At 55.3% G+C, this 13842-nt stretch carries 11 protein-coding genes and 1 pseudogene; 5 read left to right on the forward strand and 7 right to left on the reverse strand.

The window, feature by feature from the left end:
* Positions 1-248 precede the first annotated feature (248 nt).
* Positions 249-1598 carry a glycerol-3-phosphate transporter gene (glpT, locus tag Dpoa2040_RS15015; protein WP_168641773.1) on the forward strand — a complete coding sequence of 450 codons (1350 nt, stop codon included), beginning with the start codon at positions 249-251 and terminating at the stop codon, positions 1596-1598.
* A 94-nt stretch (positions 1599-1692) separates the two neighbouring features.
* Positions 1693-1833 (forward strand): annotated as a pseudogene (gene glpQ, locus Dpoa2040_RS18405) (glycerophosphodiester phosphodiesterase); the annotation flags it as partial.
* Here the strand turns inward: glpQ and yigL are convergent.
* Both yigL and pldB read right to left on the reverse strand, forming a co-directional pair.
* Positions 1812-2621 carry a sugar/pyridoxal phosphate phosphatase YigL gene (yigL, locus tag Dpoa2040_RS15025; protein WP_168641775.1) on the reverse strand — a complete coding sequence of 270 codons (810 nt, stop codon included), beginning with the start codon at positions 2619-2621 and terminating at the stop codon, positions 1812-1814. The pseudogene glpQ and the gene yigL overlap by 22 nt on opposite strands.
* Positions 2622-2673: 52 nt before the next feature.
* Positions 2674-3666 carry a lysophospholipase L2 gene (gene pldB / locus Dpoa2040_RS15030; protein ID WP_168641776.1) on the reverse strand — a complete coding sequence of 331 codons (993 nt, stop codon included), beginning with the start codon at positions 3664-3666 and terminating at the stop codon, positions 2674-2676.
* Between the two features lie 129 nt (positions 3667-3795).
* Here pldB and rhtB point away from each other — a divergent pair, with 129 nt between their 5' ends.
* The gene (gene rhtB, locus Dpoa2040_RS15035) at positions 3796-4416 is read left to right on the forward strand and encodes a homoserine/homoserine lactone efflux protein (RefSeq protein ID WP_168641777.1); all 621 of its coding nucleotides are present in this window, start codon (positions 3796-3798) and stop codon (positions 4414-4416) included.
* Positions 4417-4472: 56 nt separating this feature from the next.
* Here rhtB and recQ read toward each other — a convergent pair whose 3' ends face one another.
* Positions 4473-6317, reverse strand: coding sequence for an ATP-dependent DNA helicase RecQ (gene recQ, locus Dpoa2040_RS15040; RefSeq protein WP_168641778.1), 1845 nt, complete (start codon positions 6315-6317; stop codon positions 4473-4475).
* Between the two features lie 132 nt (positions 6318-6449).
* On the reverse strand, positions 6450-7319 hold the full coding sequence (pldA, locus tag Dpoa2040_RS15045) for a phospholipase A (protein ID WP_042873258.1): 870 nt from the start codon (positions 7317-7319) through the stop codon (positions 6450-6452).
* 219 nt (positions 7320-7538) lie between these two features.
* Between pldA and Dpoa2040_RS15050 the strand changes: the two genes are divergently transcribed.
* Entirely contained in the window at positions 7539-8009 is a 471-nt protein-coding gene (locus tag Dpoa2040_RS15050) for a thioesterase family protein (RefSeq protein ID WP_042873260.1), read from the forward strand.
* A 162-nt stretch (positions 8010-8171) separates the two neighbouring features.
* Positions 8172-9095: an EamA family transporter RarD gene (gene rarD / locus Dpoa2040_RS15055; RefSeq protein WP_168641779.1), complete on the forward strand. Its 924-nt coding sequence runs from the start codon at positions 8172-8174 to the stop codon at positions 9093-9095.
* Here the strand turns inward: rarD and Dpoa2040_RS15060 are convergent.
* The 3 genes from Dpoa2040_RS15060 to uvrD form a co-directional block, all read right to left on the reverse strand.
* A complete protein-coding gene (locus Dpoa2040_RS15060; protein ID WP_168641780.1) occupies positions 9051-10109 on the reverse strand; it encodes an AbrB family transcriptional regulator in 1059 nt (352 codons plus the stop codon). The genes rarD and Dpoa2040_RS15060 overlap by 45 nt on opposite strands.
* A 197-nt stretch (positions 10110-10306) precedes the next feature.
* Complete coding sequence (corA, locus tag Dpoa2040_RS15065) at positions 10307-11257, reverse strand: magnesium/cobalt transporter CorA (RefSeq protein WP_012767971.1); 951 nt, start codon at positions 11255-11257, stop codon at positions 10307-10309.
* A 369-nt stretch (positions 11258-11626) separates the two neighbouring features.
* A complete protein-coding gene (uvrD, locus tag Dpoa2040_RS15070; protein WP_168641781.1) occupies positions 11627-13789 on the reverse strand; it encodes a DNA helicase II in 2163 nt (720 codons plus the stop codon).
* Between the last annotated feature and the right edge of the window lie 53 nt (positions 13790-13842).

Consider the following 13842-nt stretch of genomic DNA (forward strand, 5'->3'; position numbering starts at 1 on the left):
CCGTCAAAATGATTGATAAAGAACAAAAACACTCAAAAAACGAAAATTAAATCGCGAGACAACACCGAATATGTGATTCGAATCACTCAAAAATGAAAAATGGTTATTTCATTTGTGTTACCTAAAGCCCAAAATAGCGCCAGCCGTCATAAAAGTGTAACAATTGCGTATTGACTCACACTGAAGACAACGCGTATTCGCTACGCTGGCGAGCGTTATAGAAAATAACTATCGGGGATTGTTTATTTATGCTGAGTATTTTCAAGCCTGCGGCACATCGACCACGAGTGGCGGAACATCAGGTAGACCCACTCTACCGTCGGTTGCGCTGGCAGATATTTATGGGAATCTTTTTTGGCTACGCCGCCTACTATCTGGTCAGAAAGAACTTCGCACTGGCGATGCCGTATCTGGTCGAACAAGGCTTCTCCAAAGGCGATCTGGGCTTTGCACTGTCTGGCATTTCCATCGCTTACGGGTTTTCCAAATTCATTATGGGTGCGGTGTCCGACCGTTCCAATCCGCGTGTCTTTCTGCCTGCCGGCCTGATTCTGGCAGCCGCAGTCATGCTGTTCATGGGCTTCGTGCCGTGGGCGACGTCCAGCATCATGGTGATGTTTGTGTTGCTGTTCATTTGTGGCTGGTTTCAGGGCATGGGCTGGCCGCCGTGTGGCCGCACCATGGTGCACTGGTGGTCGCAGAAAGAGCGTGGCGGCGTTGTGTCTATCTGGAACTGCGCCCACAACGTGGGCGGTGGCATCCCGCCGCTGCTGTTCCTGCTGGGGATGGCCTGGTTCCACGACTGGAAAGCCGCACTCTATATGCCGGCGATTGCCGCCATTTTGGTGGCGCTGTTCGCTTTCGCCATGATGCGTGACACGCCACAGTCTTGTGGTCTGCCGCCCATCGAAGAATACAAAAACGATTATCCGACGGATTACAGCGAAAAAGACGAACAGGAACTGACGGCGAAAGAAATCCTCATGCAGTATGTGTTCCCCAACAAACTGTTGTGGTACATCGCCTTTGCCAACGTGTTCGTCTACCTGCTGCGCTACGGTATTCTCGACTGGTCGCCGACCTACCTTAAAGAAGTGAAGCACTTCGCACTGGATAAGTCGTCGATAGCTTACTTCCTGTACGAATATGCGGGTATTCCAGGCACGCTGCTGTGCGGCTGGATGTCTGACAAAGTGTTCAAGGGCAACCGCGGCGCTACCGGCGTGTTCTTTATGAGTCTGGTGACTATCGCCACCGTAGTGTACTGGCTGAACCCGGCAGGCAACCCCACTCTGGATATGATCTGCATGATCGTCATCGGCTTCCTGATCTACGGCCCGGTGATGCTGATCGGCCTGCACGCGCTGGAACTGGCACCGAAGAAAGCCGCCGGTACCGCCGCAGGCTTCACCGGGTTATTTGGTTACCTCGGCGGTTCGGTGGCAGCAAGCGCCATCGTCGGCTATACCGTCGATTTCTTCGGCTGGAACGGCGGTTTCCTGGTAATGATCGGCGGTAGCGTACTGGCAGTATTGCTGTTGATTATGACCATGATCAACGAGAAGAAACACAAGGAAGAACTGGCGAAGCGCGCCTGATCCCGTCATCCCGCTATGGTTTACTGACGATAAACCATACGCGTTATCCCCGCCGGACCGATCCGGACTGGCGGGGAGTTATCAGCAGCATGTCTATTTTAGCCACATCAACGCGCTTTATGCCCTGCTTTATCGGCAAGCCGATGTGGACGGCTTGTCCACCGACTTCCCAGACAAAGCCGTCGCCTTTCTGCATAACGTGCACCCGGCACCTCAGGCGTCATCGCCCAGATAAAGACGACGCAGGTACCCTGGCACCGCTTGCTCGATGTTGGTGCCAATCACGTCGTTGTCCGGCAGCATATCTTTCAGCCGCTGGTGGGCATTGCTCATGATGCAGCCTTTGCCCGCCATCGACAGCATTTCATAGTCGTTCATACCATCGCCGAAGGCGATGCAGTCCTTGATGGTGTAGCCGAGAATTTTGGCGACCTGCTCCAGTGCGTGACCTTTAGATACGCCGCCTGCCATCACTTCCAGACAATTCAGAGTAGAGAAACTAACGTTCACGCGATCACCCCAGCGTGCGTTAAGCGCGTCTTCCAGTGTCAGCAGCTTGTCGTGATCCTCACAGGTGAAGAACACCTTGCCGACGTCGTCCGTACCCAAGGTTTCCGGGTCGAACAGTGTGTAGCGGAACACCGTCTCGGCGAAAAAGCGCTCTTCTTCCGGTCTGGGACGGCACAAAAACCACTCATCGCCACGATAAACGTGGGTGAGGATTTCCGGGTGGTGATACACCATGCCATACAAATCCTGGGCGATATCGCGGTCAAGATTGTGGCTGAAAATCAGATCGCCATCGGTGTTATGTACCCGCGCACCGTTAGAGGTAATCATGTAAGCGCTGATCGCCAGATTATCGCGGATCTGCGCCACATCCATATGGTGACGACCAGTGGCAAACACAAAATGAATGCCCTGTTCCGTCATCAGGCGCAGGGTTTCTTTGGCATAAGGTGACAGGGTGTGATCGGGTGACAGCAGTGTGCCGTCAAGATCGGAAGCAACAATCGGGTACATATGTTGAAATTCAACCTCCGCTGGTGCCGGGCGGCATGGCCGCACAGACGTATTAATGATAATGATTGAAATGCTGCAAAATTCGCCCGAAGGCATCGGCCCGCATCGCATCCTTTTCCGACAGGATGTCGTGACGGGCACCGCGAATGACGTAAGGACGGCCATCCACACATGGGTGGCCGGCTGCCGCCAACGCCTGACAGAAGGCGTCCTGACAAGCATTATCCACTACCCGCTCCTCTTGCGCCTGCAACATCAGCAATGGCGTGGTCATTGCCGACGCTTGCCGCAGTAACTGTTCTTCTACCAGCAACGCTTCCCGTACCCAGTGATAGGTCGGGCCGCCGATACGCAAATCCGGGTTATCGGCATAAAAACGCACATGGTGATGATAACGCGCGAGGCTGTGGGTCAGCACATTAGCCATAAACGGCAACGGACGCCATGGGCTGGTGCCGATGGCATAGTAATCCCGTATCGCCGGGTGACGCTCGGCCCAGTTCAGAATGCGCCAGGCCAGCCAGTGCGGCATCGGCAACAGAATGCCGCACATCGGCGCACAAAGTGCTACCGCATCGAACGCCTGCGGCTGGCGCGCCAGAAACAGCGCCAGAATCGCACCGCCCATCGAATGGGCCAGCGCGAACCGTTTCGTATAGTGCCCCGGCGCTACCTGCTGCTGCCACAGTGTCGCCACATCGTCCACATAATCACTAAAGCGCTTAACATGCCCGCGATGGCTGTCTTTTAACAACCGGCCTGAGCGCCCCTGACCACGATGGTCCATCACCAGCACATCGTAACCGCACTGGAACAGGTCGTAGGCTATCTCGGCATATTTTACGTAGCTGTCGGTGCGACCAGGCAACACCACCACCAGATGCTGGTGCGACGGCGAGGTAAAACGTACAAAACGGACAGGAACTTCATCCACGCCGATGAACATCCCTTCCTGGCGCTGCCGCCAGAAATCCAGCAGCGGCCCGGTAACAAACGCGGCGTACTGCCATTCCCTTGTCAGCAGATACTCCGTATACGGACTCATCAGGCTCTCCCAAGGTAAATCATGCCGAACAGATTGATTGTTGTGAGCGATTGGTTTTTGTGAGCTATAGCACAAAGGCAGGCATTGGCGTATTGTGGCATAAAAAATCGCAATCAGGGAGCATCGGCCATGACTCAAGACTGGTGGTTAGCCTACCTCGTCACCACATTAATTCTGAGCCTGTCACCCGGCTCCGGCGCCATCAACACCATGAGCACCAGCATCAGCCACGGCTACCGTGGTGCGATAGCCTCCATCGCCGGGTTGCAACTGGGCCTGACCATTCACATCGTGCTGGTGGGGATCGGCCTGGGGGCGTTGTTGTCTCAGTCGGTTCTGGCGTTCGACGCTCTGAAATGGCTCGGCGCTGCCTACCTGATTTGGCTGGGGATTCAACAATGGCGCAGTGCAGGTTCGCTGGACTTGCAGACGCTGGCCAACAGTATGCCTCGCCGTCGGCTGTTCAAACGGGCGATTCTGGTCAACCTGACCAACCCGAAAAGCATCGTGTTTCTGGCGGCGCTGTTCCCACAGTTTATTATTCCGCACCAACCTCAGGCGATGCAGTATCTGGTGCTCGGCGTCACCACCGTGGTGGTCGATATTATCGTCATGATTGGCTACGCCACACTGGCGCAGCGCATTGCGCTATGGTTGAAAGGCCCGCGTCAGATCAAACAGTTGAACCGAACTTTCGGCTCGCTGTTTATTCTGGTCGGCGCGCTGTTGGCAACGGCCCGCAAAGCCTGATCGATGGTTTGGCGCCAGAAAAAGGCAAACACTCCGGCTAACAGACTGAGCACGTCTCAGTCGTCGCCGTTATCCAGATGATCACGGATCAACGTCATAAAGGGAGCGCCAAATCGCTCCAGTTTCCGCTGGCCGACGCCATTGACTGCCAGCAGTTCACTGGCGGTCACCGGCAATAGCTCGGCCATTTCCAGCAACGTGGCATCGCTGAACACCACGTACGGCGGAATATTGTCTTCATCCGCGATGGATTTACGCAGTTTACGCAGCTTGGCGAACAGTTTGCGGTCATAATTGCCGCCGTAGGTTTTCTGGCTGGCGCGTGGTTTGCTCAGGCTTCCCACACGCGGCACCGCCAGTTGTAACGGCACTTCGCCACGCAGCACCGGTCGTGCCGACTCGGTCAATTGCAATGCAGAATGATGCGCGATGTTTTGCGCCAGCAGTCCCAGATGAATCAACTGACGCAAAATGCTGACCCACTGTTCCTGGGTTTTATCCTTACCCAGTCCATACACCGGCAGGTTTTCGTGGCCGAATTCGCGGATACGTTGATTATTAGCGCCACGCAGTACCTCAGCGATATAACCGATGCCGAACCGTTGCCCGACGCGGTAGACACAGGACAACGCTTTCTGCGCGTCCACCAGCCCGTCGTAGCGCCGGGGCGGATCGAGACAGACATCGCAGTTGCCGCAGGCCTGCTGACGGTTTTCGCCAAAATAGTTGAGCAACACCAGACGACGGCAGGTCTGCGCTTCGGCAAACGCCCCCATCGCATTCAGTTTGTGCCGCTCGATATCTAACTGCATACCAGCCGGTTTTTCTTCCAGACAACGACGCAACCAAGCCATGTCCGCCGGATCGTAGAACAGCGCGGCTTCAGCGGGCAAGCCGTCACGACCGGCACGGCCCGTTTCCTGATAGTAAGATTCGATATTACGCGGGATGTCAAAATGCACCACGAAGCGTACGTTGGGCTTGTTGATGCCCATGCCAAACGCCACAGTGGCGACCACCACCTGCAGGTCGTCGCGCAAAAACGCTTCCTGCACCTGAGCACGGCGGTCATTTTCCAGCCCAGCGTGATAGGCACCAGCGCTCAGTCCGCGGTTCTGCAACCGGGCGCACAGATCTTCCACCTTGGCGCGGCTGTTGCAATACACAATACCGCTCTTGCCGCGCTGCCCATGTATAAACAGCCACAGTTGATCGAGCGGTTTGAATTTTTCCACCAGCGTATAACGGATATTCGGGCGGTCGAAACTGCTGATATTGATAAGCGGGTCGCGCAAATCCAACAGACGGGCGATATCCTGACGGGTGGTATCATCGGCTGTTGCGGTCAGTGCAACAATCGGCAACGCGGGCAACTGCTGCTTAATCTGCCCCAGCGCACGGTATTCCGGGCGGAAATCGTGTCCCCACTGTGAAATGCAATGCGCTTCATCAATGGCGATCAGCGCCGTATTCCAGTACGCCAGTTGCTCCAGAAAGCCGTCGGTGGTGAGGCGTTCCGGCGCGATGTACAGCAGCTTCAGTTCGCCGCGACGACAGGCGCTGAACACCTCCTGCTGCTGTTCACGACTCTGTGTAGAATTGAGGCAGGCCGCCGCCACACCGTAAGCCTGCAACTGATCCACCTGATCCTTCATCAGGGAAATCAGCGGCGATACCACCAGCGTCAGCCCATCCAGCACCAGTGCCGGGATCTGATAACACAGGGACTTTCCCCCGCCGGTCGGCATGATGACCAGACAATCGCGCCCACTGATAGCAGCATTGATAATAGCCTGCTGGCCAGGCCGGAATTGCTGGTAACCGAAGGTTTCACGCAGCACCTGCATTGCCAGCGTTTCTCTATTCAATACGTCCGCACTCAATACGTCTGCCGTAGACACGCCTTCACCGTTATTCACCGCTTTTGAAAAAACAAACAGGCGCTATTTTCAGCGCCGTTCGTCAAAACTGCAACGTCTGTTGCCGGGTTTTCTGCAACGGTTCGCAGTCACCCCGGCATCATGACGGAGTGGCTAGAACATATCATTGAGCGTCACGCCAATGCCGTAGCGGGTCTGACAGTGATTGTAGTCAATCAGCGACTCGCCGTAGCCGCTGAATACCTTGGTGTAAAAACGGACATGATCGGTAATGGGATAGCTCCATCCCAGTTCGCCGCTGCCGTAACCGGAATTCCAGTTATAGCGGCCTTCGGCACTGAAAATACTGTCTCCCCAATGGTAGCCGACCCGCACCCGATAGTGCCCCATGTAACGGATGATGTCCGGGTTATCATCTTCGCTGTCATGCAGCCGTACCCACGGTTTCACTTCTACCTGCCAGTTGCCGTTTTGCGCCATCAGACGGGCATAGACCCGGTTCCAACTGCGCGACGTTGGGTCAGCACGTCCATTAGACTGATGATTGAACCCCAGTTCCACATCGCGCAACGTCCAACCAGCCAGGCGGTACTCCGTCGCCCAGCCAAGAAACAATTGTGGTTCGTAGTTAGTTTCTCGAAACGGAGACGATTCGCTTTTATTGGACATTTGCCACCAGGAGCGCTGGGTATAAGAGGCCCCCAGCAGTGAGTTTTCACCGGCGATACCACGCCACAACGGGAAACCAAGGCTAATCTGAAAATTTACTTCGTCTTTACGGGCATGGTCGGCCCAGTTGTAACTTTCAATCGCCTGTTTATTAATGTCGCTGGTGTAAGTGTAAAGCAGGTAGTTGCTTTCATAAGGATAGAGTATGAACGGCGTATCATGCTTTTGCAGCAGCCCGGCGATAATACTGCCCGGTATGGCCGGAGCATCATGAATTTCCTGAGTACGGGCTTCCTGCGCCTGTGCCGTTGCCGCCAGCATCAACGCAACGGCCATTCCAGCTGATTTATACATGTACGTCGTCTCCCAAAAGAACGTGATAGATACGTGATCTAACGAACTGAAATAATGGCAGATAGTGTACACAGCTTGACCGGTTTGCGCAGTTCTCCTGTCCTTATCACAACCGACAGTAGCAAGAAACCATAACGGCACCTAAAATAACAACTTATTAACCCATAACCACATGAAATTTAACCAGCCATCCTAACAGGCGTGATTAAGGACTCACACATGCTTACTACACCACTTACTCAGGACAAGGTACGTCAGCGTGTCAGCGATATTTTTATCTATCAGATGCCATTCAATCAGGAGCTGGGACTCACACTGGAGTCATTCTCGCCAGAAGCGGTCACGCTACGTTTCCGCAATCAGAACAAGCTGGTGGGCAACGCATTGCAGCAGATTCTGCACGGCGGTGTGATCGCCGCCGGTCTGGATGTGGCAGCCGGGTTGGTGTGCGTCGGCAGCGCATTGCTGCGCCACACCATATTAAGCGAACAGGAGCTTCAGCAGCGGCTGTCGCGCATGGGCACCATCGACCTGAGAGTGGATTACCTGCGCCCTGGTCGCGGTGAACACTTTATTCTCACCAGCCAGTTGCTGCGCGGCGGTAATAAAATCGCCGTCGCTCGTGCGGAATTACATAACGAAAAACAGTCACATATCGCCAGCGCCATCGCGACCTACATTGTCGGTTAAACAAACTGGCGGTTAAACGAACGGTCAGTTAAACGACCTATCGATTAAGCAAACTGCCGGATAATGAACTGTCGAAGGGAATTCACCACCCACCACAACAAGACACCTGCGTTGCGGTCCGGTAGACTGGATTTTTCATCTGCGGTTTATTGGTTCCTATCAATGAGTATGTCACAACACCGCCAGGGGGCATTGTTCGCTCTCGGCGCTTATACCATCTGGGGTATTGCCCCGATTTATTTCAAACAGCTTGGGCAGGTACCGGCTGATGAAATTCTCAGTCACCGGATTATCTGGTCGTTCTTGTTTATGTTGTTGCTACTGAGCCTAAGCCGTAAATGGGGTGTGGTGCGCACCGCCTGCCGGCAGCCGCGACAACTATTACTGTTGGCGATTACCGCCATTCTGGTGGCTTGTAACTGGCTGACGTATATCTGGGCGGTCAATCATAACCACATGCTGGAAGCCAGCCTGGGCTATTTCATCAACCCGCTGGTCAGCGTACTGCTGGGAATGCTGTTTCTCAGAGAACGTTTCCGCCCCATGCAATGGATAGCGATGCTGCTTGCGGTGTGTGGCGTACTGGTTCAGTTGTGGACGCTCGGCTCGCTGCCGGTTATTGCACTCATTCTGGCTTTCAGCTTCGGACTTTACGGCCTGCTGCGTAAAAAGATCGCTATCGATGGCCAGACCGGCATGTTGTTCGAAACCCTGTGGTTACTGCCTGCCGCACTGATTTATCTGACATGGCTGACCGATTCACCTACCCGCCATTTTAGTCAAAATCCGCTATCGCTCAATCTGTTGCTGATGGCAACCGGCATCGTCACTACCGTACCGCTGCTGTTGTTTACTGCAGCCGCCATACGCCTGCGATTGTCTACGCTGGGTTTCTTTCAGTATCTGGCGCCGACGCTAACCTTTCTGCTGGCGGTGCTGGTCTATGGCGAAACCATCACATCAGACCGACTGGTCACCTTTGCGCTCATCTGGATGGCGCTGGGCATATTCACGCTTGATGCGCTCTATACCCAGCAGCGGTTACGCCGCACCAGCCGCAGCGTGACGCGAGATATAACGGGATAAAATCGGGCTGAAAATCAGGGTGGAGAACAGGCGCATCGTCTGCATGGCCATAACAAACGCGATATCCACCCGACTGCCGGCGGCGATAATGGCAATAGAGTCCAGCCCACCGGGGCTGGTCGCCAGATAGGCGGTCAGGATATCGACGGACAACAGACGCGTTAGCATCAACGCCATCCCGCCGCACAGCAGCATTAGCATGACTATCGACATCATCATTTTCGGCAGAGTGCGCAGCGCCAGCAAAAACACGGGTCGGGTAAACGACAGCCCAACGCTCCAGCCAATCAGGGCATAGGCCATCGCCAGCAGCCATTCCGGTGTTTGTAATGCCATGGTCCCGGAGGAATGCAGCAGTGAACCGACGATCATCGGCACCAACAGTTGCCCGGAAGGAATACGCAGCCGCCGCCCCACCCAGGCACAACTGAATGCCATGGCCAGCGTGCCGGGGAAGCGCCAGTCCAGCGAGGGGAACCAGACCAGCAGCGCATTGCTGGCTTGTGCGCCTTGTCCGAGGCTCGCGCGCGCAACAAATGCTGCCGATGCGGTCACCAGCAGTACCCGCAGGTACTGCATAAACGCCACCAGCCGGACATCGGCGCCAAAGTCACTCGCCATCGCCACCATGGCCGACGCACCGCCCGGAGAAGCCCCCCAGGTACCGGTCGAACCGGGCAGTTCGCTGTAACGCATCAGTAGCCAACCCGACAGCCCGCTGGCAACCAGCGTCGATATCAGGATAAACAACACCAGCGGCCACTCTTTTACCAGTGGTGTCAAAATAGAAGGGGAGAGACTTTGCGCTACCAGGCAGCCCAGCACGGCATTACTGGCGTAAAAAAATGTACGGGGAATGCGGATGGTCGTGCCGTTCAGGCCCATCGCCACCCCTACCAACATCGGCCCCAGCAGCAATGCTGCCGGAACATGACAAAGCTGCAGCCCGGCCCCCAACGCCAACGAACCCGACAACAAAATGATCCATTGTGTCGATGTGGAAAATCTCTCCATGCACATCACCTGTTACCGCATCAGAACAGTAATAAGATTCTACTCCCTAAACCTGTCACGCGGGCATTTATCCGTGCGAAATCTGTCCGTTATCAAAAAGTATTGGGGGAAAAATAGGGCAAGGGACTCGTTGCCCACAAGGCTGATGAGTCCCTTATCAGAGAAAGGGTCGTCAGAATGAGAAAGGGCCGTTGGTATTACAACCAGTTACGACGTTTGAAGTACAGGTACGGAGCCAGACCAGCCAGCAGCATCAGTACCAGCGCGCCAGGGTAACCATAGGCCCACTTCAGTTCCGGCATAAATTCGAAGTTCATACCATAACTGGACGCCACCAGCGTTGGCGGCAGGAACACCACCGATACCACCGAGAAGATTTTGATGATGCGGTTCTGCTCGATGTTGATAAACCCCATCGCCGCTTGCATCAGGAAGTTAACCTTCTGGAACAACGATTCATTATGCGGCAGCAGAGATTCGATATCGCGCAGGATTTCGCGCGCCTGTTCCAGTTGACCGCTCGGCAGACGGGCACGACGCACCAGAAAGTTGAGCGCGCGCTGAGTATCCATCAAACACAAACGCACTTTCCAGCCCACGTCTTCCAGTTCCGCCAGCGTTGACAGTGCATCGTCATACTCATCGCCCTGACGGCCATCCATAATGACCCGGCTCAACGATTCCAGATCGCTGTAGATATTTTCGATCTCGTCCGCCAGCTGTTCGATCTTGGTTTCAAACAGGTCGAGCAGCAGTTCGTAGGCGTTGCCGTCTACCAGCGTCTGTGCGCGAGCGCGCATACGGTAGAGACGAAAAGCAGGCAATTCGCGCTCACGCAACGTATACAGGCGGCCATCGCGGATAGTGAACGCCACCGTCGAGTTGCCGGCGTGATCGTCCGCGTCTTCGAAAAAGAAAAAGGAGTGAATATGCAGGCCGTCTTCATCTTCAAAAAAACGGGCCGATGCCTCGATGTCTTCCAGTTCCGGTCGGGTTGCCAGGCTTTGTCCCAGCTGATTCTGCACAAATTCTCGCTCTTCGACGTCCGGTTCGACCAGGTCCACCCATAACGAGGTGGTCAGGTCATCACTTTCATCCAGTTCCAGGCGAGTTAAACGGCAGTTATCGAGTTTGAATGCGCTCAGCATTGGCCATGCTCCCAAAATGTAACAAAAAGGGACGAAACGCGATTGAAACACAGAAACAGGGTGGAAAAGTCACCATCAGGTTTCAAGCCATGAGACGGTGCTGACTCGATGCGATAAAACGATATCGCTGATAACCCCAAAGGCTATCAGCTCAGGGAAGATAGCCTTAGAAGTAATGCCTAATCAATAGGTTATTGAGCCAGTATCGACTGGGTGTGTCCAAGGCGTGGGTCCTCCGGGAATAATGATGCGCGCATGTTACGCCGAGATGAAAAAGCCTGTCAACAGACAAACAAATGATTAGTCTGTGTCCAACCGTAACATCCGATGAGCACAGACCAGACGCCGCTCCATCATGGCGAGAACTCGCTATAACGCCTCCAGACGAGCATACGCAGCCACCAGCCATTTGATGCCCTGACCAACAAACGCCACCTGAATGCGACAGTGGTCGCCGCTGCCTTCTACGTTAACAATAGTACCTTCGCCGAACTTGGCGTGACGCACCCGCTGCCCCAGCTTATAACCGGTGTCGCTTTGGCTGACAGGCGTACCCAGCCGCTGATGATTAACCGGGCGCGAGACGCTGGCGCGCAGCCGCACCTCTTCCACGCATTCCGGCGGAAGTTCGCCGATAAAACGCGAGGGGCGATGATAGGTTTCCTTACCGTACAGGCGACGGCTTTCGGCGTAAGTCAACGTCAGTTTCTGCATGGCCCGCGTCACACCGACATACGCCAGCCGACGCTCTTCTTCCAGACGACCGCCTTCATCCAGCGACATCTGGCTGGGGAACATCCCCTCTTCCATACCGACGACGAACACCTGCGGGAACTCCAGCCCTTTGGCGGAGTGCAGTGTCATCAGTTGTACCGCGTCCTGATAAGCATCCGCCTGCCCCTCGCCGGCTTCCAGCGCCGCGTGAGACAAAAACGCCTGCAATGGCGGCAAGTCCTGATCCTCGTCCTGATAGCTGAACTGGCGAGTCGCCGTTACCAGTTCTTCCAGGTTTTCTACCCGCGTCTGGCCCTTCTCACCTTTTTCCTGCTCGTACATGCTCCACAATCCGGAATCACGAATCACCCGGTCGGTCTGCACATGCAGCGGTAAATCGGCAGTATCGCTGGCGAGCGCGTCCACCAGTTCCAGAAAGCGCTGTAATGCCGCGGCGGCACGCCCAGCCAGTACTTTTTCCTGTAACAACGCGCGCGTGGCCTGCCACAGTGTCAACTGGCGATCACGGGCGGTCTGGCGCACCACATCCAGAGTGCGATCACCAATGCCGCGCGTCGGGGTGTTAACCACACGCTCAAAGGCGGCGTCATCGTTACGGTTGGTCATCAAACGCAGATAAGACAACGCATCCTTGATTTCCTGGCGTTCGAAGAAGCGCATACCGCCATAAATCCGGTACGGCAGACTTTGCTGCAACAACGCCTCTTCCAGCACGCGCGACTGGGCATTACTGCGATAAAGAATGGCGCATTCGCTGAGCGCGCCACCCGCTTCCTGCCACACCTTGATGCGACTGACCACAAACCGCGCTTCGTCCAGTTCGTTAAAGGCGCAGTAGAGCGAAATCGGTTCGCCATCAATGCCGTCGGTCCACAGGTTTTTGCCCAGCCGGTCGCCGTTGTGGGCAATCAGTGCGTTGGCGGCGTTAAGGATATTGGCGGTGGAACGGTAATTCTGTTCCAGTCGGATAGTCGCCACATCATTGAAATCACGCAGGAAATGCTGAATATTCTCAACCTGTGCCCCACGCCAGCCATAGATTGACTGGTCGTCGTCGCCCACGATCATCACTTTGGCGCTGTCGCCGGCCAGCAGGCGAATCCAGGCATACTGAATACGGTTGGTATCCTGGAACTCATCCACCAGAATGTTGTTAAACCGGTCGCGGTAATGCTGCAAAATATGCGGTTTGTTGAGCCACAATTCGTGGGCGCGCAGCAGCAGTTCGGCGAAGTCCACCAGTCCGGCGCGGTCACAGGCTTCCTGATAAGCCTGATAGATGCGCAGCCAGGTCTGCTCCACCGGATTGCCGTAGCTGTCGATATGCTGTGGCCTCAGCCCTTCGTCTTTCTTGCCGTTGATGTACCACATCGCCTGACGGGGCGGCCACTGCTTCTCATCCAGATTCAGCGCCTTGATCAGGCGTTTGAGCAACCGCAGTTGATCTTCGCTGTCAAGAATCTGGAAATCCTGCGGTAACCCGGCATCCAGATGGTGCGCACGCAATAAACGATGCGCCAGCCCGTGGAAGGTGCCGATCCACATCCCGCCCTGACTGGTGCCGATCAGTTGATCGATACGGTGGCGCATTTCCGCCGCCGCCTTGTTGGTGAAGGTCACCGCCATGATCGAATAAGGCGAGCAGTTCTCCACCGTCAACAACCAGGCGATGCGGTGCACCAGCACGCGGGTTTTGCCACTGCCTGCGCCAGCCAGCACCAGCATGTTGCTGCGCGCCGCCGCCACGGCGTCACGCTGTTTATCATTCAGACTGTCTAGCAGGTCAGATACGTCCATAGGCGTCGGTTATCCGTCAAAAGGGAACCCGGCCTCCGGATCGGAGACAAATT

This window comes from Dickeya sp. CFBP 2040 (assembly GCF_012273755.1).
GTDB classification, from domain to species: Bacteria; Pseudomonadota; Gammaproteobacteria; order Enterobacterales; family Enterobacteriaceae; genus Dickeya; species Dickeya poaceiphila.